The following is a 21,243-nucleotide window of genomic DNA, read 5'->3' on the forward strand; positions in this document are numbered from 1 at the left end:
CAAGCCGCTGATCCAGTGGCTTTTTTTACATCGCCGAGCTGCCGCCCATGACGCTCTTTTGCAGTACGCAGCGTCCCGCTTCGCAGGTGGCGCCCGGGTCCGTGACGATGGAGCAGGTCGACATCATGCCATCCGCCTGCTGCTGCTTGCGGCTGGCCTCGGCTTGCGCCTGGGCCAGTGCCTTGAGTGTCTTGCCGTCATAGTCCTTGCTGGACCAGGCCAGGTAGCGCTCGGGTCCGCCGCAGGCCTTGGCGCCGATGGCGATGGTGTGGCATTGCTGGGTGGAGTCGCAGGCGGCGGCGCCCACTTCCGCCTGGATTTGCGCCAGCAAGCCGGCATTGCCGGGGGCGGGCGGCGCATCCTGTGCGGGGGCGCTGCCACAGGCACTGGCGGCCAGCAGCACGATGGAGGAGCACGCGGCGCGCAGCAGTGGTAACAGGATGGGGGAGGTAGGTATATGCATGCCTTCATCATGTGCCACGCTTGCCCGAATGGCAAGCGCGATTCGCACGCTGGACGCACATGCTGTTGCCGATCCTGCCGCCATCGAGCGACACGACGCCGCGGCCCCTGCCGTTTGACTGACGTCAAGATGCCGTACATAAAAATGCCCGCATGAAAGCGGGCAGTTAAACTTACTTCAGCGTACGCTGGAACAGCTGATAAATCCTGCGGTACTCGTCATACCACGCTTCGGGCTGCACGAAGCCGTGGCGCTCCATGGGGTAGCTGGCCATTTCCCAGTTATCCTTTTTGAGCTCGATCAAACGCTGCGACAGGCGCACGGAATCCTGGTAAAACACGTTGTCGTCGATCATGCCATGGGCAATCAAGAGGTTGCCCGTCAGTTTGTCAGCGTATTCGATCGGCGAGGAGATTTTGTACGCTTGCGGATCGATGTCCGGCGTGTTCAGGATATTGGCCGTGTACTCGTGGTTGTAGGCAGTCCAGTCCGTCACGGGACGCAGCGCTGCGCCGGACTTGAACACGTCCGGCGCGCGCATCAGGGCCATCAGGCTCATGAAGCCGCCATAGCTGCCGCCATAGATGCCCACGTTCTTGATGTCCCCCTGGTGCTGCTGTGCCAGCCAGTTGGCGCCGTCGAGGAAATCTTCCAGTTCCGGGTGGCCCATCTGGCGGTAGATGGCCGTGCGCCACGCGCTGCCGTAGCCCATCGAGGCGCGGTAGTCGACGTCGAGCACGATATAGCCTTGCTCCACCAGCAGGTTGTGGAACATCTGTTCGCGGAAGTACACAGGGTAGCGCTCGGTCACGTTCTGCAGGTAGCCGGCGCCGTGCGCGAACATGACGATGGGATAGCGCTTGCCCGCTTCCAGTTGCGCAGGGCGGTACAGCTTGGCCCAGATGGGCGCCGCGCCATGCGTGGATGGCACTTGCACCAGTTCCGGCATGACCCAGCTGCGCGCCTTGAAGGCCTCGCTGCGCGTATCGGTCAGGATAGTCGCCTTGCCGCCTGCAACGGAAATCGTCGCCAGCTGGGCCGGCAGGTAGCTGTTCGAGTAGCGCAGCAGCAGCTTGCCGTTATCCGGCGACAGGCCGAAGTTTTCCACGCCTTTCAAATTTGTCACTTCGCGCACGCCGCCCTCCCTGGCCGTGCTGGCGCACACTTCATAGGTGCCGGGCGCCTGCGGGTTGCACATAAAGTAGGCGGTCTTGCCGTCGCGGCTCCACTCGACGGCGCTCACTTCCCATTTGCCTTGCGTCAACGCGCGCGCCGGAGCCGCGCCCGTTTTTGTGTACAGGTGGGCGTAGCCGCTTTCCTCGGACAAATACCACAAGGTGGCGTTGTCGGGCAGCCAGCCGAATTCGTCGGCGCGGCGGTTCACCCAAGCCGTGTCGCTCATGCGGTGTACGGGCAGGAGGGCGCCATTGGCCAGGTCGACGTTGGCGATCCAGCGGTCCTTGTTGTCGATGGCGCGCACGCGCACGGCCACGCGCGAACCGTCATCGGTCCAGGCGATGCCGTCGCGCTGGGCGTCGATGCGCACGGGACGGTTGCCTTTCAGTGGCGGCAGCTTCTGTTCGGCGCGCAAGGCCCCCAGCGGATCGGTGGCGATGCCGGGCAGGCTGTCGAAAGCGATCTCGCGCACCTGGCCCGTGCGCAGGTCGGCCAGTTTCAGGCTTTGCGCGATGGGCATGTTGCGGCCCACGCGCGTACGCTCGTCATCCGCTTCCGGGTAGCCTGTTTCCGTGACGTAGCGGGCCAGTTTGCCCAGCTTGCCTTTTTCGGCGGCCTTGTCTTGCGTGACGAACAGCAGCCAGCGGCCATCCGGCGACAGGGCGCTGCCCGATATCGTCACTTTTTCGCCCAGGTAAATCGGTTCCGGCGCGCGCGTGGCGTCCAGGCGGCGCTCTTCGTGGCGGCGCTCGCGGCTTGCGTCGCGATCTTCCTTCTGGCGCGCCAGGTTGACGATCAGGCGCAGTTGCAGCTCGCGCAGGGCGTCCGCTTCCGGCTTGGCGTCCGGGTCCTTGGCTGTGCGCAGCAGGGCGACGGGCGCGCTCAGGCGGTCAACGCGGCTCCAGCTGAACCAGTCGCTGCCGCTACGGTACTGCACCGCGCTGCCGTCGGCGGAGTATTGCGGGTCGCTGATGGCCGAGACGCCGCGCGTGATCTGGATCAAGGCGCCGTTTTTCAGGTCGCGCTCGAACAAGTCGCCATTGCGCAGCAGGATGGCGCGCGTGCCGGCCCGGTTGACGACCATCTGCTGGCCATCGAGGTTCGCCAGTTGCGCATCGGCAACCTTCTTGCCGCTATTGAGCTTGGCGTTCGCGCCTGGCAATTGATAGGTGTCGCGCAGAGGCGAACCAAGGCGTTTTTGCTTGTAATACAGCTGCCCATTCCAGCCCCACCACGCCGCTTCGACGGGTGTGCCGATCCAGTCGGGATCGGCCATGGCCTGGTCCAGGGTGATGGACGTGGGTGCTGCGGTAGTGGATGGGGCCGCATGCGCGGCGGGCAGGGCGGTGGCCAGCAGAGACAGTAGCAGAGGTGTCAGCAGGGGTTGGGCCAACAGGGGAAGAACCAGACGCATCGGGGATCGCTTTATTTGACGAGATTATAAAAGGGGATGGTGAAGGTACAGGCCATGAGGCCGGTATTCTAGCGGAGGAGTTTCGTGCAGGAAATGTCGGAAAGCTAAGCTTGATGTTGGGCCAGCCAGGCGAGAAAGTCATCGAGCGGCATGGGCCGCGCATACAGGTAGCCCTGCAAGCCATCGCAATCGTGGGCGACCAGGAAGTCGGCCTGCTCCTGCGTTTCCACGCCTTCGGCCACGACGCGCAAGCTCAGATGGCGCGCCATGGCCAATATCGCTTGCACGATGGCCGTATCGCGCGCATCGCGCGGCGTGTCGTCGATGAAGCGCTTGTCGATTTTAAGTTCGTACAGCGGCATCGAGGTCAGGTAGGCGAGGCTGGAATAGCCGGTGCCGAAATCGTCGATGGAAAAGCGGATGCCCAGTGCCGCCAGTTCGCGCATGCGCGCCAGCGAGGCGTCGCGCTGGTCGATCAGCAAGCCTTCCGTCAATTCCAGGATCAGGGCGCCGGCCGGCGTGCCGTACTCGGCCAGCGCCGCCTGCACGCGGGCGGCGAAATCAGGCTGGCGAAATTGGGCCGGACTCACGTTTACCGACAGCGCCACGGGCGATCCCGCCTGCGCCAGCAGGCTGGCGGCGCGGCACGCTTCGCGCAGGGCCCAGTGCCCCAGCCTGACGATCAGTCCCGATTCCTCGGCGATGGGGATGAAGACACCCGGCCCGATATGCGTGCCGTCCGCCTGTGGCCAGCGCATCAGCAGCTCGGCCCCCGTCACCCGGCCTTGGCGGTCGACCTGCGGCTGCACGTGCATGCATAATTCATGCTCATCGAGGGCGCGCGCCAGCGCCCGTTCCAGGGTCAGGCGCCGTTCCACGCCTGCCTGCATGGCCGCTTCAAAGAAGGCGATGCCGTTGCGCCCTTCCGCTTTGGAGCGGTACATGGCGATGTCGGCTTCGCGCAGCAGGTCGTGCGCCTGTTGGCCCGTTTTTGGCAGCAGGGTCACGCCGATGCTGGCGCTGCAATGATAGGACTGCCCCTCGATATCGAAGTCGCGCGCGATGGCGGCGCGGATTTTCTCGGCCACCTGGGCTGCCGCGCGGGCGGCGCAGTCCAGGTCATTGGCCAGGTGCGCCAGCAGCACGACGAATTCGTCACCGCCGATGCGCGCCACCGTGTCGGCTTTGCGCATCAGCTGCGCCAGTCGTTCACCGGCCAGGCGCAGCAGCGCGTCGCCGGTGGCGTGGCCGCGCGCGTCGTTGATGTGTTTGAAGTGGTCGAGGTCGATGAACATCAGCGCGCTGATTTTATTGTCGCGCGGCGCGGCGGCCAGCAGGTGGGCGATGCGGTCCATCAGCAGGCGCCGGTTGGGAAGGCCCGTCAGCACGTCGTAGAAGGCCAGGCGGTGGATGTCCGCTTCCGATTTCTTGCGCTCGTCAATTTCGCGCTCGACAGCCACCCAGTGCGTCTGCCTGCCGTCCGCATCCGTAAACGGCACCAGTTCCGCTTCGACCCAGTACGCCTTGCCGGCCTTGTTGTAGTTCAGTAACTCCGCCCTGGCCGGCTGGGCGCTGGCCATGGCGGCGGCGACGCGGGCCAGTTCGTGCGCATCGGTGGCGGGGCCCTGCTGGAACAGCAGGCTGCGGCCCAGCACCTCGGCACGCGTATAGCCGCTGCTGCGCGTGAAGGCGTCGTTGACGAAGATGATGCGCGTGGCCGGCACCGCGCCGGGGCCGGGCGGGCCGTCCAGCACTTCGGCGATCATCACCATGTCATTCAGGCGGGCCAGCGCCGTGGCCGTCAAGCGCAGCTCGGCGTTGCGTTGCGACAGGGCCTTGCTGCTGTCTTCCAGGTGGCGCAGCAGGAAGGCGCAGGACAGGGTCAGCACGGCGGCGATGAACAGGAAATTCAGGGCCACGATCAGCGCGCGCAGCGCGGGAGAATCAGGCGTGCCCGGCAAATGCAGGGCGACGTCGGGATACAGGCCCAGGAAAAAGATGGTCAGAGACGTCAGGGCCAAGGTTGACAGGGCTGGCCGCATGCCCAGCAGCAGTGCCGCCAGTACGGGCATGAGCATCATGTAGATCTGGCTGACGGGGCCGATTTTCAGCAGCAGGCCCACGCCCACCAGGTAGGCGACGATCAGGAACTGCCACACGCGCCAGCGGTAGGACATGGCGCGCAGATGCCAGATGACGCCGACCCAGCCGATGGCCAGCAGGTCGAGGGCGACAATGGACCAGATGGATTCGCTCGCGGCCAGCAGCGCGCTGGGAATGGCCGTCACGAAGCCAAGCAGCAGAACCACCTGCAGCAGGCGCTTAAAGACCTGGCCGCGCCAATGCGCGAGATCGTTCGACGCCACCACGCTGCCGTCCTTTCTCCAGAATGCCATGTAACCGTACTGAGCAGTAGGTTGATTAAATACTACGCGCTATCTTTCCTCATGTCATCTTGATCATTCATCATGATTGCCGGCGTTCAGCGTTCAGCGTTGTCGACGGATTCATTGATCCATTGGTAGGGCATGATGACCTTGCTGGCGACGGGCTTGCCGTCCAGCGTTTCAGGCTGGAAGACGCACTTGCCCAGCGCATCGCGGGCCGCCTGGTCGAGAGCGGGATAGCCGCTGGAGCGGATGACAGCCGCTTTGCTGACCTTGCCGTCTGCTTCTACCGTGAAGTGCAAGGTCACTCTGCCTTGGGCGCCGCGACGTTTCTCGCCCGGGGGCCAGGCTGGCTGGGTGCAAGCGGCCGGCATGCTGGCTGGCACGCGCACGGCCGGTGTCGAAATGGGCGCCGGCGTGCTTGTGTGACAGCCTGGCAAGAGAATGGCGAGGCAGGTGGCGGCCAGCAGGCTGCCGGCAGTGGAAGGGGACAGGCGATAGGGCAAGAGGGAACTCCAGGCGTTGGGAACAAAAAAAAGCCAGCCTTTCGGCTGGCGCTGTGGGGTGAAGCGCACACTGGCGCTTCGAACCGGCGCTTATTTCTTGGGTGCGCTCAGGCATTCTTTCATGAAAGCCTTGCGCGCGTCGCCCTTCATGTCCTTGGCGTCGGCATTGCACGTTTTCATCTTGGTTTGCTGCGTCATGGCCGGCGCCGGCTTGGCGCTCAGGCATTCCTTCATGAAGGATTTACGCTCATCGCCTTTCTTGCCTGCGGCATCGGCATTGCAGGTGGTCATTTTCGACTGTTGCGCCGTCTTGGCGGCGGGGGCCGCTTCCGGTGCGGCGGCAAAGGCGGTGCTGGCAAACGCGGCAGCGATGCAGAGGGCGATTAATTGTTTCATGGCAAATCCTTGTAGACGCAGACGATGGAAGGGGACAGGCAATCGGCAGCTCACTGCCGATATACAGAACGTAACTAACTATATGACATTTATCAACAAAATTTCCAATCGAGTGTGTCTTTTTGTTACTGCCGGGCGCCAGGCGTCGACTGGCAGGCCCGGCCAGTCATTCTGCGGCGGCAGCGGCCCTGTTTTTTGCTATGCTAACGTCTTTCCACCGGCCGATGCCGCAGTCTCGGCTGGCGCACCCTCAATACGGAGTAGTTATGGTCTCGTTGCAAGAGCAGTTTTTAAAGGCCGGCCTGGTCGACAAGAAGAAGGTCAAGCTGGCCAACCAGGACAAGAGCAAGCAAAAAAAGGACGAGCGCAAGAGCGGCACGCAAAGTGTCGACGAGGTGCGCCTGGCCGCGCTCGAGACGCAGCGCAAGAACGCGGAACGCGCGCGTGAACTGAACGCCCAGCGCGACGCGGCCGCCAACCAGAAGGCCATCGTGGCGCAGATCGCGCAAATGGTGCAAAAGAACCGCCAAAGCAAGGGCAACCACGGCGAGCTGCCGTACAACTTTACTTTTAACAACAAAATCGAGCGCATCTATGTGACGGCTGCCGTGCAAGCCCACCTGGTGGCGGGCCGCCTGGTGATCGTCTGCCTGGGCGGTGCCGTGGAGCTGGTGCCGCGCATCATCGCCGACAAGATCGCCGAACGCGATCCGGCCATCGTCGTACGTGTAAAACAGGCCAGCACCGAAGTGGACGAGGACGATCCGTATGCGGCGTTCCAGATTCCTGATGATTTGATGTGGTAAAGCGGATTGCCCGGCGCCAGGTGCGTCGGCTGATGTAGCGAGCAGGCCGGAAATGGCTCGTTCAGGACGGCGCTTATAACAGCGCCAGATCCGTTTTTTGCGTAAGATTGTGGCACCGCCAGAATGTGGCATCCTCGATCGTGCTGGCCGTCAGGCCGCCCAGTGGCGGCCGGTTTCTGCTTCGGTTGCCTCCTGTGACACCCTACGTCCTTCGTCCTTCGTTCTACGTTAGCCAGAGTGATCAACATGCGTATGCGAAAAAAATCTGACCTTCCGACCAAACGCTGTCAGCAATGCCAGTTGTCGTTTGCATGGCGTAAAAAATGGGAAAAGGTCTGGGACGAGGTGAAATACTGTTCAGATCGCTGTCGCCAGGATAGCAAGCGTCAGACATGAATACCGACCCCGCCGCAAGGTCGGCACAAACGCATATTTACTGGTTCCGCAATGATTTGCGGCTCGAGGATAATCCGGCTTTGCGCCAGGCCTGCCAACGCGCCGGCCATCTGTTGTTTGTGTATTGCCATCGCAGCGCGCCGGTCGCGACGCGCTGGAATGTGCCGCGCACCAGCCCGCATCGCCAGCATTTTCTCCGCTCGGGCCTGGCGGACTTGGCGACGCAGCTGGGGGCGTACGGCAGTCAGTTGCTGGAGGTCGAGGGCGACCCCGCCCAGGTGTTGTTGGCACTGGCGCACTCCATCGGCGCGACGACTATCCATTGCGAGGAGATTGCCGCGCCAGAAGAGCAGGGCGACCTTGCCGCACTGCGTGCTGCAGGCCTGACAGTTGAAGCGCTGTGGCAATCGAGCTTGCTCGATCCGGTCGCGCTGCCGTTTCCGTGCGCTGCCTTGCCTGAGGTATTCACCAACTTCCGCATACTCGTAGAGCGAGAGCAGGTGGCGCCGTCGGCCCCGCTCGCGCGGCCGACGACGATTCCGCCCTTGCCGCCGGACTTCGAAGCACTGGCTGAAACCTGGGCTGTGGTGCCGGACGTGCTCCAGGACGCGCATCTTGCCACCGCACGGTCGTCGTTCCCGTACGCGCTACCGGCTTTTTACGGTGGCCCGAGTGCCGCCGCTGCACATCTGCGCCAGTATTTCGGTGGCGAGCTGGCGCACACCTACAAGCTCACACGCAATGGTTTGACCGGCGTGGACTACTCCACCAAATTTTCTCCATGGCTAGCCTGCGGCGCACTATCCGCGCGCGTGGTGTGCGCCGCGCTCAGGCAATTTGAAGCAGAGCACGGCGCCAACGACAGCACATACTGGATCTGGTTTGAATTGATGTGGCGCGACTATTTCCGCTTTCTGCATCTGCAGCATGGGGGCGCGCTGTACCGGGCGCAAGGCTTGAGCAGCCTGGGCCAGCCCAGTCACGATGCGCATCGATTCGAAGCATGGTGCCAAGCCCGCACCAGTGAGCCGCTTGTCAATGCGGGCATGGCCGAGCTCAGTGCCACCGGTTATCTCTCCAACCGGCTGCGTCAAATTGTTGCCAGTTACCTGGTGCACGATCTGGGCTGCGATTGGCGCGCCGGCGCTGCCTGGTTTGAAGCGCAACTGATCGACTACGACGTTTACAGCAATCAGGGTAACTGGCTGTACGTTGCCGGCCGAGGAGCCGACCCGCGCAATGGGCGACGGTTCAACCTGCAAAAGCAAATGCTTGACCATGATCCAGACGGGGCCTATCGGCGCCTCTGGGCGACGCAAGGCACGGCGCAGGTCGAGCTGAAGTGAGGGATGTCAACGGGGCGCAGCTTTTGCGCCGGAAATGAACCGGCGCCAAGGACTGCACACCCCGGAAACGACAACGCCCACTAACATGAGTGGGCGTTGCGTGAACGAATTCTTGGTGGCCCGGGGCGGAATCGAACCACCGACACAAGGATTTTCAATCCTCTGCTCTACCGACTGAGCTACCAGGCCAAGGTGGCGAATTATAGCAGACCAAAACGGGAATGCAAGAGCCGGCTGTGACTTTTCCCGGATTTCTTGCAGCGGCAGGTCTTTACTTGCCTGTGGATCAAATATTATTTGAGGTAAGCGGTATTTTTCTCAACAAAAGAACGGTGCATAGTGTGCTCATCGTTACTGATTTGAGAGGACTACCGCATGAACGCCACTACCAATCGCACCGCCATCCCCGCCATCGGCCTGGGCACTTTCCGCCTGCAGGGGCAGGTCGTCATCGATTCCGTCGCCACGGGCCTGGATGTCGGCTACCGCCATATCGATACGGCGCAAATCTACGGCAATGAAGCCGAAGTGGGCCAGGCGATTGCCGCCAGTCCCGTCCCGCGCGACGAACTGTTCGTCACCACCAAGATATGGATCGACAATCTGCAGCGCGACAAACTCATTCCAAGTTTAAAAGACAGCCTGCACAAGCTGCAACTGGAGCAGCTGGACCTGACCCTGATCCATTGGCCGTCGCCGCAGGACGCGATTCCCGTCGCCGACTACATGGCGGCGCTGCTGGAAGCCAAGGCGCAAGGGCTGACCAGGGCCATCGGCGTATCGAATTTCACCAACGCGCAGCTGCGGCAAGCCATCGCTACCGTGGGCGCCGGGCAAATCGCCACGCAGCAGGTCGAGATCCACCCGTTTCTGCAAAACCGCACCGTCATCGATTTCGCGCGCAGCCAGGGCATCCACATGACGGCCTATATGCCGCTTGCGTATGGCAAGGTGGTGATGGACCCCGTGATTGCGGCCATCGCCGCCAAACACGGCGTGACGCCAGCGCAAGTGGCACTGAGCTGGTCGCTGCAGCAGGGCTTTGCCGTGATCCCGTCGTCGACCAAACGCGCCAACCTGGAAGCAAACCTGCATTTCCAGCGCATTACCCTGTCGCCGGACGAGATGGCGCAGATGGCAACCCTGGAGCGTGGCGAGCGCCTGGCCAACCCTGACGGCCTGGCGCCGCAGTGGGATTGAGGAGAAGATGATGACTGCGATGAACAAGCTGGGGCAGGGCGGCGGATTGAGTATCGGCCTGGAACTGCCGCTTGATAATGACTGGTCGTCCACGGGGCGCCAGGCGAATGCGGCGTCCGTCCGCGTGCCGGGCGAGCCTGACATGAAGCAGCACGCGGCGCTGGCGCAGCTGGCCGACCGCCTGGGTTTCAGGGCCCTGTGGCTGCGCGACGTGCCCCTGTATGACCCCTCGTTCGGCGACGCGGCCCAGGTCTTCGAGGTGTTTACCTACCTCGGCTACCTGGCTGGCATCACCGAGAACATCTTGCTGGGCACGGCCGCCGTGGTGTTGCCGCTGCGCGAACCCGTATTGACCTTGAAGGCGGCGGCCAGCGTCGACCAGTTGAGCGGCGGGCGCCTGCTGTTGGGCGTGGCCAGCGGCGACCGGCCCGTCGAGTATCCCGTGTTTGGCCGCAACTTCGACCAGCGCGGCGCCGCCTTCCGCGAGCAGGTGGCCATGCTGCGCGACTGGGGCGTAACGCGCCTGCCGTCCGGCATCCGCCTGTTGCCTAGGCCAGCCGCGCGCTTGCCGCTGCTGGTGGCAGGGCTGGCGCAGCAGTCGCCCGCCTGGATCGGTGAACAAATGGATGGCTGGCTCGCCTATCCGGGGACGCCCGACGACCATGCGCGCCGTTCGGCACAATGGCGCGCCGTGGCCGGTGGCGACAAGCCGTATGTCAGCTTCATCCACCTGGACCTGGACGAAGATCCCGCCATGCCGCTGCAGCGTTTCCGCTTTGGCGGGCGCACGGGGCGTGATGGCCTGATCGCGGAGCTGCACGCGATGCGCGAGGCCGGCGTGCGGCATATCGGCCTGCAACTGCGGCAGAACCGCCGCCCGCTGGCCGAGACCTTGCAGGAGATCGCGGACCACGTGCTGCCTGTATTTCATCGAGCCGCTTGATCTGGGGCACGCGTCCTGTACTTCCGGACTATCTGAAAAGGGTGGGGCAAACGCTATAATGGCCGTATGAACAGTCCCACTCCCCCCACCATGCGGCGCTTCATGCATAGCCACAGCGACGTTTGCATCGTCGGCGACGGCGCCATCGCGAAAACCACGGCGCTGGCGTTTGCCCAGGCAGGACAAAGCGTCACCCTATTATCCCCGGTGAGCCCTCCGGCACCCACCGTCAAGCCGGTCGAAGCCAGCTGGGATGTACGCGTGTATGCGCTCAATCACACGGCGCACCAGTTGTTGTCGTCGCTGAAGGTGTGGGGCGCTTTGGCGGCCGACAGGGTGGCGCCCATCGATGCCATGCTGGTCAACGGCGACGGTGCGCAGGCGGGCGGACTCGGTTTCGACGCTTACGGCGCCCATGTGGGCACGCTGGCGTGGATCGTCGAGGACCGCAACCTGGGCCAGGCGCTGGACGCCGCGCTGAAATTCGCACCTAACGTTAATGTGGTGCAGGGCCGCGCCAGCCGCCTGGAATGGACGAATGATACGGCCATCGTGCACCTCGATGGCGGCGACACCATCACCTGCGCGCTGGTGGTGGGCGCGGACGGCGCCCAATCGTGGGTGCGGGGCCAGTGCGACATCGGTCTCGATTACCGCTCGTATGGCCAGCGCGGCGTGGTCAGCAACTTCGCCTGCGAAAAGCCGCACCATGGCGCGGCCCACCAATGGTTTACCGGCAGCGAAGGCATCGTCGCGCTGCTGCCGCTGCCGGGGGACCGCGTTTCGCTGGTCTGGTCGGCGCCCGATGCGCTGGCCGATACCTTGATGAGCGAATCGGCCGACGCCCTGGCCGAGCGCCTGGCCGCGTATTGCCACGACAAGCTGGGCAAGCTGATACCTTTGCAGCCGGAACTGGTGCGCGCGTTTCCACTGACCCTTATGCGCCCGCACGCCATGGTGGCGCCACGCGTGGCCCTGGTAGGCGATGCCGCCCACGTGGTGCACCCGATGGCCGGCCACGGCATGAACCTTGGCTTTGCCGACGTGGCGCAGCTGGTCACGACGATCAGCGAACGCGAGGCGCACCGCGGCATCGGCGACGAGCGCGTGCTGGCCCGCTATGCCCGCGCGCGCAAGGAAGACGTGCTGCTGATGCAGCTGGCGACCGATGGCCTGGCGCGTTTGTTCGGCGCCGATCTTGAGCCGTTGCGCGTGGTTCGCAATTTGGGATTAAACTTGCTGGATAAATTACCTGCCCTGAAGCGAAAAATGATTTCTCACGCGTTGGGACATCATTAAGTCTTAAGATATCGCTGGATAATGGAAGCAGTGAAAATTCAAGGTCGCCGCAGCTGGTCTGCGGCGCTCGTTTTGTTAAGAAGATAGTTGCGCCAGGCCAGAGGCCAGTTCCGCCAGGCGTTTCAAGTGGAGAAGTGATAGTGATAAAAATGAGTAGAATCGCATTAGTGCTGGCCTCGGGCCTGATGATGTCGTGCGCCGGCGCGGAAACGCCTACGGAAGCGAGCATTAAAAAGCTGATCGAACCGCGCCTGGGCGAAGGCGCCAAGGTTGATTCGGTCAAGGAAACCCCGTATGGAGGCCTGTACGAAGTGCGCACGGGTGGCGATATCCTGTACACGGACAAAGCCGCGCAATACCTGTTTGTAGGCCACGTCTTCGACGCCAAGACATCGCAAGACCTGACCAAGGTGCGCCTGGACGAAGTCAACCGCATCAAGTTCTCCGACCTGCCGCTCGATTCGGCCATGAAATCCGTCAAGGGCAATGGCAAGCGCGTGATCGCCGTGTTCGAAGATCCGAACTGTGGTTATTGCAAGCGTTTCCGCCAGAACGCGCTGAAGGAAATCGACAACGTCACCGTCTACACCTTCATGTACAACATCCTGTCACCGGACTCCATCGTCAAGTCGCGCAACGTGTGGTGCGCGCCGGACCGCAACAAGGCCTGGGACGACTGGATGCTGAACGGCAAGGCGCCAGCCACGGTCGCTGCCAATTGCGCCAACCCGCATGAGAAAATCCTGGCCCTGGGCCAGCAATTGCGCGTCTCGGGCACGCCTGCCATCTTCTTTGCCGACGGCAGCCGCATTCCGGGCGCAGTCGATGCGAAAACGCTGGAACAGAAATTCTCGACCATTAAGTAATCCGGGCTGTCGCCAGGAAGGCTGGACGGCGCGCCCTCGCAAGGCGCGCTTTTTTTTGCACTTTTTTCCGCTGTCGTATTATCAAGTGTTGTTTGTAGACGCCATAACAATCCAAAAAAGGGGAAGCAGCAGATGATTACCTTGAATATCAACGGACGAGACACGCAGGTCGATGCCGATCCTTCCACGCCCATTCTGTGGGCGCTGCGCGATAACCTGAACATGACGGGCACCAAATTCGGTTGCGGCGCGGCCCTGTGCGGCGCCTGCACGGTGCACCTTGACGGCCAGCCTATCCGCTCGTGTATCACGCCGATTTCCTCGGTCGGCGCGCAAAAGATCACTACCATCGAAGCGATGGAAAACGACCAGGTGGGCAAAGCGGTGCAGGCGGCGTGGGTGCGCCACGACGTGCCGCAATGCGGCTACTGTCAAAGCGGCCAGGTGATGAGCGCCACAGCGCTGCTGCGCACCAACAAGGCACCCAGCGATGCCGACATTGACGGCGCCATGAGCGGCAATATCTGCCGCTGCGGCACCTATCAACGGATCCGCGCAGCCATCAAGGACGCGGCCAAGACCCTGGCCTGAGGAGAGAGACATGCGTATCGAATGGTTGAATCAGGAAGCATTGCAGCATGGCGGGGTGACCCTGGGCGCGGCGCTGGCATCGGCCCCGGTGGCGCTTGCAGATGGTGTGTCGCGGCGTGGTTTCATGAAAGCCGGCGCGGTGGCGGGCGGCGGCTTGATGCTGGGCTTTTTCCTGCCCGGCGCAGGGAAACTGGCACAGGCGGCCGATGCTGCATCCGCCAAGCCCGCGTACGCGCCGAACGCCTTTTTGCACATCGCCCCCGATAATATGGTGACAGTACAGGTGAACCGCCTGGAATTTGGCCAGGGCGTGCAAACGAGCTTGCCCATGCTGATCGCCGAGGAACTCGACGCCGACTGGAGCCTGGTGCATGGCGCGCTGGCGCCAGCCGGCGAACAGTACAAGGATGCCGCCTACGGCATGCAGATGACGGGAGGCTCCGGCAGCATCGCCCATTCGTTCACGCAGTACCGCGAAATTGGCGCCAAGGCGCGCGCCATGCTGGTAGGCGCCGCCGCCGCACAGTGGAAAGTCAGTCCCGACCAGGTGCGTGCCGCGAAAGGCGTGCTGTATGGCCCCGGCGGGCAAAAGGCGACATATGGCGAGTTTGCCGACGCGGCCATGCGCCAACCCGTACCTGCCAGCGTCATGCTGAAGGACCCGCGCGACTTTTCCATCATCGGCAAACCCGTGAAACGGCTCGACGCGGCTGCCAAGTCCACAGGAAAGCAGCAGTTCGGCATCGACTTCAAGCCGCCTGGCGCGAAAGTGGCCATGGTGGCCCGCCCGCCCGTGTTTGGCGCGAAAGTGGCGAAATTTGACGCCAGCAAGGCCAAAGCCATCAAGGGCGTGCTGGAAGTACTGGAAGTAAAGACCGACCGTGGAGGTAGCGGCGTGGCCGTCATCGCCGACGGCTACTGGCCCGCCAAACAAGGGCGCGACGCGCTGGTGATCGAGTGGGATTCGAGCGCCGTGGAAAAAGTCAGCAGCGTCCAGCAACTGGCGGCCTTCAAGGCGCTGGCCAAAACGCCGGGTACTGTCGCCAAACCTGCCGACATGGGCAAGTTGGCCTCCGCGCCGAAAAAGATCGAGGCCGTCTATGAATTCCCTTACCTGGCACATGCGCCGATGGAACCGCTCAATTGCGTCGTCGACCTGCAGGCCGACAAATGCACGATGTGGGTGGGCTCGCAATTCCAGACGGGCGACCAGGCGGCGATTGCTGCCACCTCTGGCCTGAAACCGGAGCAGGTGACCTTGCACACGATGATGGCGGGCGGCGGCTTCGGCCGGCGTGCCGTGCCATCTTCCGATTACGTGGTCGAAGCCGTCAACGTCGCCAAGGCTTATCGCGCGGCGGGCAAGAGCGGTCCATTGAAGCTGATGTGGAGCCGCGAGGACGACATCAAGGGCGGCTACTACCGGCCGTCGCATGTGCACCGCGCGCAGATCGGCCTCGACGCCAAAGGCAAGATACTCGCCTGGGACCACACCATCGTGGGCCAGTCCATCATGGCCGGCACGCCGTTCGAAGCCTTCATGGTGAAAAATGGCGTCGACGGCACCATGGTCGAAGGCATGGGCGAACCGTACACCCTGCCGATGAAGCTGTCCGTGCACACGGCCAAGGCGAACGTGCCCGTGCTGTGGTGGCGTTCCGTCGGCTCGACGCATACGGCCTTTGTCATGGAAACGCTGATCGATGAAGCGGCGCACGTGGCGAAGATGGACCCCGTCGCCTACCGCAAGCAGCTGATCGACGCCAAGCATACGCGCCACATCGCCGCGCTGGACCTGGCCGTAGCCAAGTCCGGTTATGGCAGGAAGAGGCTGCCGAAGGGACAGGCCTGGGGCGTGGCCATGCATGAATCGTTCAATTCCGTGGTCGCCTACGTGGTGACGGCGTCGGTGGTCGAGGGCGCGCCCAAGCTGCACCAGGTATGGGCGGGCGTGCATTGCAACCTGGCCGTCAACCCCCTGACGATCGAGGCGCAAGTGCAGGGTGCCGCGCTGATGGCGCTGGGCATGACCATTCCCGGCGCGGCCATCACGCTCAAGGATGGCTTGGTGGAGCAGCAGAACTTCGGCGACTATCCGGTGCCGCGCATGCCCGACATGCCGGTGATCGAGGTGCATCTGGTACCGTCGGGCGACGCGCCGACGGGCATGGGTGAACCCGGCGTGCCGCCGCTGGCGCCCGCTTTCGCCAATGCGTTGTTCGCCCTGACGGGCAAGCGCCTGCGCAAGCTGCCGTTTGATCTGGCGGCCGCATGACGGTAGCAGTTTTTTGAGTACGGTCGGCATCCTGCTGGCAGCCGGAAGGGGGCGCAGGTTCGACCCTTCCGGCGCACAGAACAAATTATTGCAGCCTTTGACGGAAGGCCCGCATGCTGGCTTGCCGGTGGTGGTGGCGGCCGCAAAGTCCATGCTGGCGGCCTTGCCGCGCGTGCTGGCCGTGGTGCGCGCCGACGACACGCAGGTGGCGCGCGCACTTGGTGCGCTGGGCTGCGAGGTGCGCGTTTGCCATGATGCCGACACGGGCATGGCGGCCTCGCTCACCTGCGCCATCGATTACGTGCGCGGCGCGCCGGGTTGGCTGATCGCCCTGGGCGACATGCCTGGTGTGGAAGCGGCTACAATCGCCGCCTTGTCGCAAGCCATCGGCGATGGCGCACACATCGCCGTGCCCGTCTTTCAGGGGCGGCGCGGCAATCCTGTCGCGTTCAGTGCCTTTCACTTGCCGCTGCTGCTGGCGCTCGATGGCGACCAGGGCGCGCGCAGCATCGTCAACAGCCATGCCGTATGCGAAGTGACAGTGGACGACAGCGGCATCTTGCGCGATATTGATACACCTGACGATTTGTAAGGCGGGGCAGTGGCGCTCCCGGGAAGACAAGCCAGACACGAGGAAAACATGAAAAAAGCTCCAATTAAAAAAAGCATCGCCAAGGCAGGAGCCAAGGCGAGCGGCAAAGCCACAAGCAAAGCCGCGGCGAAAACCGCAGTGAAAACCACACCGGCCGCCGGCATCATCTACAGCATCGCCGCCCTTGATCTGGCGGGCCACATGTTCAAAGTGACGTTGACAGTCAAGTCACCGGCCGCCATCGGCCAGGTCTTGTCCCTGCCGGCCTGGATCCCGGGCAGCTACATGATCCGCGAATTTTCGCGCAACATCGTCAGCATCCGCGCCGAGTCCGGGGGCAAGGCAGTCGCGCTGACCAAGCTGGACAAGCACTCGTGGCAAGCCGCGCCTTGCCAGGGCGCCCTGACGGTCGAATATGACGTCTACGCTTGGGATTTGTCCGTGCGCGCCGCTCACCTGGACCAGAATCATGGCTTCTTCAACGGTACCAGCGTGTTCCTGCGCGTGCTGGGCCAGGAATCCGACGCCCATGAAGTGCACATCGTGCAGCCGAAGGATGCGGCCTGCAAGACCTGGAGAGTCGCCACCACCCTGCCGGAACTCAAAGCGAAACGCTATGGCTTCGGCAGCTACCAGGCGGCCAACTACGATGAGCTGATCGACCACCCGGTGGAGATGGGCGACTTCGCGCTGGCCACCTTCAACGCGCATGGGGTGCCCCACGATATCGTCGTCACGGGCAAGGTGCCGAACCTGGACCTGGACCGTCTGTGCCGCGACCTGAAAGCCATCTGCGAAACGCAGATCGCCTTCTTCGAGCCGAAAACCAAAAAAGCGCCGATGGACCGCTATGTGTTCATGACCATGGCCGTCGGCGACGGTTACGGCGGCCTGGAACATCGCGCCTCGACGGCGCTGATCTGCGCACGCGCCGACCTGCCGACGACGGCTTCAAACAGCACCGAGATCGGCGACGGCTACCTGAAATTCCTGGGCCTGTGCAGCCACGAGTACTTCCATACCTGGAACGTCAAGCGCATCAAGCCGGCTGCCTTTGCGCCGTATAACCTGCAGGCGGAGAGCTACTCGCCGCTGCTGTGGCTCTTCGAGGGTTTCACCAGTTATTACGATGACCTGATGCTGGTGCGCGCGGGCCTGATCGACGAGGCAGCCTATTTCAAATTGCTCGGGAAAACCGTCAACAGCGTGCTGCGCGGCAGCGGCCGCACCAAGCAAAGCGTGGCCGATTCCAGCTTCGACGCCTGGGGCAAGTACTACCGCCAGGATGAAAACGCGCCGAACGCCATCGTCAGCTACTACACCAAGGGTTCGCTGATCGCGCTGGCATTCGACCTGACGATCCGCGCCAAGACGAACGGCGAAAAATCGCTGGACGACGTGATGCAGGCACTGTGGCAGCGCTATGGCCGCGATTTCTACAAGGGCAAAGCGCGCGGCGTGACGCCGGCTGAAGTCGAAGCCCTGTTCGATGAGGTTTCCGGCACGCGCATGAAACCGTTCTTCGAGCGCTACATCCGCGGCACGGACGACGTGCCACTGGCGCGCCTGCTGGCGCCATTCGGCGTGAAATACAGCGACGCGCGCAAGGCCGAAAAAGCCAGCCTGGACGTCAACCTGGGCCGCGACGGCAACGATGCCAGGCTGGCGCAGGTGCACCAGGGCGGTGCCGCCCACCTGGCTGGTCTGTCTGCCGGCGACGTGCTGGTGGCTGTCGATGGCTTGCGCGTGACGGGCAACCCGGCCAACCTGGACACTTTGCTGGGTCGTTATGCCGTCGGTGCCAGGGTGGCGATCCACGCTTTCCGCCGCGACGAGCTGATGACGTTTGCGGCCGTGCTGCAAGGCGACCGCGTGCCGGGTGTCAGCCTGGCGTTGCTGCCGGCGCCAAAGAAAGCCACGGGACCGAAGCGTCCTAGCGCGGCATGATGGTGTTTGTCGTGCAGTAAGACAGAAAACCGGCCTTTACTGGCCGGTTTTTTCTTTCAGGATATATTTCCTCAAATGTAATTCACCTGCCGACACTGCCGGGTTGCCATCATATTTCCTGCAAATGAACTAATTTTTCTTTAACTAAACTAAAATTGCCGCACTGTCTCTTTTAGATCGCGCCCAACGTGCAAACCCTCGATCCACGAACGATTATGTTGATGACGACCCTGATGTGCGGGGCGATGTGCATCGTCATGTTCTCGGTCTATCACAGCTTCCGGCGCGAGGTGCATGGCCTTGGGCATTGGGCGGCCGGTTTGCTGTTGCTGGTGTGCGCGTCCCTGCTGTTCGGCACCCGCGAGGTGCTGCCGCCTGAATTGTCCATGATCGCGGCCAATGCGGCGCTGGTGGCCGGCATCGGCCTGTCGATGCTGGGCACGGAGAAATTCTTTGGCCTGGCGCCCAGCCGCCGCGCTTATTGGCTGATACTTGCCCTGGCCATCGCCGGCAATAGCTGGTGGCTGCTGGCGCGCCCCGATTTCTCGGCGCGCGTGGCGGTCTTCTCCCTGCTGGTCTTCCTGTTTTATGCGCGCCAGGTGCAACTGGTGTGGCACCATGGCGAGCGCCATTTCTCAAGTTTTTTCTTTGGGGCGCTGATGCTGCTGCAAGCTGTCGTGGTGCTGGCGCGCGGCGTGTCGGCGTTGCTGCATGGCGGCGCCAGCGTGAACCTGGCGGTGGCAAGCACACCGGCCGGCATCTATCTGGCGGTCGCCAATTTCATGGCGCTGCTGCTGACGGTGGGCTTCATGACGGTGGCGACGCGCCGTCTGCAGCAGATACTGGAGCGCCGCTCGACCCACGATCCATTGACGCAGGTGCTGAACCGGCGCGGTTTTGGCGATGCCTATGCCCGCGAGATAGGCAATCTGCGCCGCCGCCGTTTACCGCTGACACTGCTCAGCATCGACCTCGATTACTTCAAATCGATCAATGACCGCTACGGTCACGCGGTGGGTGACCAGGTGCTGGCGCATGTGGCCACCGTCATCGGAGGCGCCCTGCGCGAATCGGATTGCGTGGCGCGTTTCGGCGGCGAGGAGTTCGTCGTGCTGATGCCGGATATGCCTGTGCATAATGCCTTGGGCGTGGCCGAACGCATTCGCACCTTGCTGCGCGAGTCCAGTCATGCGGGACTGCCTTCGTGTACCGTCAGCATTGGCGTCGCTTGCCAGGCATCGGTGGTGGAGGGGCTGGAAGGATTGCTGTCGCGCGCCGATGCGGCCCTGTACCTGGCCAAGGAGCGGGGACGCGACCGCATCGAGCTCGATGCTGCCGCGTTTACTGAGGACCGGACAATGTCCGCAGCTGGAATCGGTACTGCTCGTTGAACAGGAAGGTTTCGGAAAAATCGAAGGTTTTGGCGCGGCTGTGCATCAGGTGTGCGGCCGGCGGAAGGAGGGTTTGCACGCGCCGCACGGCGGCCAGCGCCACGGCCGATGCTTCGCTGTCGCGTGAACGGTGTACATGCACGCTTTTCAGCGCGCCGTCTGGGCCAACGCTCAGGTCGAGCACGACGATGGCCGGCAACATGGGCGGCAGGCGCCCGCTGAATGTGTATTCCACATTGGCCGCCATGATCTGCTGGGCCACCAGCGACTTGTAGGCGTCGATGTTGGCGGCAAGCTGTATCGCGGCTGGCGTGCCAGGGGGCGTGCGCTCCAATGGCGAGGGCCTGCGCTCCCCTGGAGGGGATGCAGTCTGGCAAGCCGACAGCAGGACAGTGGCGGCAAGGGCGATGATCGCGTGTCTCATGGCTGCCAGACTAGCATGTTTTAACTAAACAGGCGTTCCAGCTCCACGCCGGGGTCTGGCGCGCGCATGAACGCTTCGCCCACGAGGAAGCTGTGGATGTGCGCATCGCGCATGCGTTTCACGTCGGCCGTGCTGTGGATGCCCGATTCCGTGATGATCAATTTGTCTTGCGGGATGCGCGGCAAGAGATTGATGGTCGTGTCGAGCGAGGTCTCAAACGTGCGCAGGTTGCGGTTGTTGATGCCGATCAGCGCGCTCTTGAGCTTGAGCGCTGCCGTCAGTTCTTCGCCGTCGTGGCTTTCGATCAGCACGCCCATGCCCAGTTCGTGGGCGCACGATTCCATTTCGGCCATCAGACCGTGGTCGAGCGCGGCCACGATCAGCAGGATGCAGTCCGCACCCATGGCCCGCGCTTCATAGATCTGGTACATGTCGACCATGAAATCCTTGCGCAGCACGGGGATGGCGCAGGCGGCGCGCGCTTGCTGCAGATAGTCCACGGCCCCCTGGAAGAACTGCTCGTCTGTCAGCACGGACAGGCAAGCCGCGCCATGCGCCGCATAGCTGGCGGCGATGTCGGCCGGGCGGAAGTCCGCGCGGATCACGCCTTTCGATGGCGACGCCTTTTTTACTTCGGCGATGATGCCGGGCTTGCCGGCGGCGATGTGCTGGCGCAGGCTCGCTTCAAAGCCGCGCAGGCCGGCGCGCAGAGCACTGTCGCTTTCCACGTCGCCGCGCAGGCTGGCCAGGCTGCGGTGGGCTTTGGCCTTGGCCACTTCGTCGGCCTTCACGGCCAGGATTTTATCGAGTATGTCGGACATGATG

General features: G+C 63.1%; 19 protein-coding genes and 1 tRNA gene. 12 read left to right on the plus strand and 8 right to left on the minus strand.

Annotated elements, in window-relative coordinates:
* Positions 1 to 25: 25 nt before the first annotated feature.
* The 5 genes from ACQ4WZ_RS24305 to ACQ4WZ_RS24325 all read right to left on the minus strand — a co-directional run bounded on the left by ACQ4WZ_RS24305 (position 26) and on the right by ACQ4WZ_RS24325 (position 6,342).
* Positions 26 to 463: a hypothetical protein gene (locus tag ACQ4WZ_RS24305; RefSeq protein WP_436574701.1), complete on the minus strand. Its 438-nt coding sequence runs from the start codon at positions 461 to 463 to the stop codon at positions 26 to 28.
* A gap of 172 nt (positions 464 to 635) precedes the next feature.
* The gene (locus ACQ4WZ_RS24310) at positions 636 to 3,053 is read right to left on the minus strand and encodes a S9 family peptidase (RefSeq protein ID WP_436574702.1); all 2,418 of its coding nucleotides are present in this window, start codon (positions 3,051 to 3,053) and stop codon (positions 636 to 638) included.
* A gap of 104 nt (positions 3,054 to 3,157) precedes the next feature.
* Positions 3,158 to 5,449 carry a putative bifunctional diguanylate cyclase/phosphodiesterase gene (locus tag ACQ4WZ_RS24315; protein ID WP_436574703.1) on the minus strand — a complete coding sequence of 764 codons (2,292 nt, stop codon included), beginning with the start codon at positions 5,447 to 5,449 and terminating at the stop codon, positions 3,158 to 3,160.
* An 86-nt stretch (positions 5,450 to 5,535) separates the two neighbouring features.
* Positions 5,536 to 5,946: an energy transducer TonB gene (locus tag ACQ4WZ_RS24320; RefSeq protein WP_101483742.1), complete on the minus strand. Its 411-nt coding sequence runs from the start codon at positions 5,944 to 5,946 to the stop codon at positions 5,536 to 5,538.
* A 90-nt stretch (positions 5,947 to 6,036) separates the two neighbouring features.
* Positions 6,037 to 6,342, minus strand: coding sequence for a PsiF family protein (locus ACQ4WZ_RS24325; RefSeq protein WP_101483743.1), 306 nt, complete (start codon positions 6,340 to 6,342; stop codon positions 6,037 to 6,039).
* Between the two features lie 266 nt (positions 6,343 to 6,608).
* On the opposite strand from ACQ4WZ_RS24325, the gene ACQ4WZ_RS24330 reads away from it, so the two are divergent.
* From ACQ4WZ_RS24330 to ACQ4WZ_RS24340, 3 genes are all read left to right on the plus strand, one after another.
* Positions 6,609 to 7,148 (plus strand): DUF2058 domain-containing protein, encoded by a 540-nt coding sequence (locus tag ACQ4WZ_RS24330; protein WP_010393404.1) that lies wholly within the window; start codon positions 6,609 to 6,611, stop codon positions 7,146 to 7,148.
* Positions 7,149 to 7,400: 252 nt separating this feature from the next.
* Positions 7,401 to 7,544, plus strand: a complete 144-nt coding sequence (locus ACQ4WZ_RS24335; protein ID WP_306821383.1) for a DUF2256 domain-containing protein — start codon at positions 7,401 to 7,403, stop codon at positions 7,542 to 7,544.
* The gene (locus ACQ4WZ_RS24340) at positions 7,541 to 8,890 is read left to right on the plus strand and encodes a DASH family cryptochrome (RefSeq protein ID WP_436574704.1); all 1,350 of its coding nucleotides are present in this window, start codon (positions 7,541 to 7,543) and stop codon (positions 8,888 to 8,890) included. Before ACQ4WZ_RS24335 ends, ACQ4WZ_RS24340 begins: the two co-directional genes overlap by 4 nt.
* 113 nt (positions 8,891 to 9,003) lie before the next feature.
* On the opposite strand, the gene ACQ4WZ_RS24345 is transcribed toward ACQ4WZ_RS24340, so the two are convergent.
* Positions 9,004 to 9,079 (minus strand) — tRNA-Phe (locus tag ACQ4WZ_RS24345).
* A 186-nt stretch (positions 9,080 to 9,265) separates the two neighbouring features.
* Here ACQ4WZ_RS24345 and dkgB point away from each other — a divergent pair.
* The 9 genes from dkgB (at position 9,266) to ACQ4WZ_RS24390 (ending at position 19,994) form a co-directional block, all read left to right on the plus strand.
* Positions 9,266 to 10,090 carry a 2,5-didehydrogluconate reductase DkgB gene (gene dkgB, locus ACQ4WZ_RS24350; protein WP_101483745.1) on the plus strand — a complete coding sequence of 275 codons (825 nt, stop codon included), beginning with the start codon at positions 9,266 to 9,268 and terminating at the stop codon, positions 10,088 to 10,090.
* 7 nt (positions 10,091 to 10,097) lie between these two features.
* Entirely contained in the window at positions 10,098 to 11,033 is a 936-nt protein-coding gene (locus ACQ4WZ_RS24355) for an LLM class oxidoreductase (protein ID WP_436574705.1), read from the plus strand.
* Positions 11,034 to 11,099: 66 nt separating this feature from the next.
* The gene (locus ACQ4WZ_RS24360; RefSeq protein WP_436574706.1) at positions 11,100 to 12,332 is read left to right on the plus strand and encodes an FAD-dependent monooxygenase; all 1,233 of its coding nucleotides are present in this window, start codon (positions 11,100 to 11,102) and stop codon (positions 12,330 to 12,332) included.
* A 149-nt stretch (positions 12,333 to 12,481) separates the two neighbouring features.
* A complete protein-coding gene (locus tag ACQ4WZ_RS24365) occupies positions 12,482 to 13,198 on the plus strand; it encodes a DsbC family protein (RefSeq protein ID WP_101483748.1) in 717 nt (238 codons plus the stop codon).
* A 132-nt stretch (positions 13,199 to 13,330) separates the two neighbouring features.
* Positions 13,331 to 13,789: a (2Fe-2S)-binding protein gene (locus ACQ4WZ_RS24370; protein ID WP_034753534.1), complete on the plus strand. Its 459-nt coding sequence runs from the start codon at positions 13,331 to 13,333 to the stop codon at positions 13,787 to 13,789.
* 10 nt (positions 13,790 to 13,799) lie between these two features.
* A complete protein-coding gene (locus ACQ4WZ_RS24375) occupies positions 13,800 to 16,064 on the plus strand; it encodes a xanthine dehydrogenase family protein molybdopterin-binding subunit (protein ID WP_436574707.1) in 2,265 nt (754 codons plus the stop codon).
* Positions 16,065 to 16,077: 13 nt separating this feature from the next.
* Positions 16,078 to 16,656 (plus strand): nucleotidyltransferase family protein, encoded by a 579-nt coding sequence (locus ACQ4WZ_RS24380; RefSeq protein WP_101484845.1) that lies wholly within the window; start codon positions 16,078 to 16,080, stop codon positions 16,654 to 16,656.
* 48 nt (positions 16,657 to 16,704) lie between these two features.
* Positions 16,705 to 18,603, plus strand: a complete 1,899-nt coding sequence (locus ACQ4WZ_RS24385; RefSeq protein ID WP_436574708.1) for a M61 family metallopeptidase — start codon at positions 16,705 to 16,707, stop codon at positions 18,601 to 18,603.
* Positions 18,604 to 18,818: 215 nt separating this feature from the next.
* A complete protein-coding gene (locus ACQ4WZ_RS24390) occupies positions 18,819 to 19,994 on the plus strand; it encodes a GGDEF domain-containing protein (RefSeq protein ID WP_101483750.1) in 1,176 nt (391 codons plus the stop codon).
* Here ACQ4WZ_RS24390 and ACQ4WZ_RS24395 read toward each other — a convergent pair.
* Together ACQ4WZ_RS24395 and trpC are read right to left on the minus strand one after the other, a co-directional pair.
* The gene (locus ACQ4WZ_RS24395; RefSeq protein WP_436574709.1) at positions 19,945 to 20,418 is read right to left on the minus strand and encodes a hypothetical protein; all 474 of its coding nucleotides are present in this window, start codon (positions 20,416 to 20,418) and stop codon (positions 19,945 to 19,947) included. The two genes, ACQ4WZ_RS24390 and ACQ4WZ_RS24395, sit on opposite strands and share 50 nt — an antisense overlap.
* Positions 20,419 to 20,438: 20 nt before the next feature.
* Positions 20,439 to 21,239 carry an indole-3-glycerol phosphate synthase TrpC gene (trpC, locus tag ACQ4WZ_RS24400; RefSeq protein WP_101483752.1) on the minus strand — a complete coding sequence of 267 codons (801 nt, stop codon included), beginning with the start codon at positions 21,237 to 21,239 and terminating at the stop codon, positions 20,439 to 20,441.
* Positions 21,240 to 21,243 lie beyond the last annotated feature (4 nt).

The organism is Janthinobacterium darwini, assembly GCF_051380905.1.
In the GTDB taxonomy this organism is placed as follows: domain Bacteria; phylum Pseudomonadota; class Gammaproteobacteria; order Burkholderiales; family Burkholderiaceae_D; genus Janthinobacterium.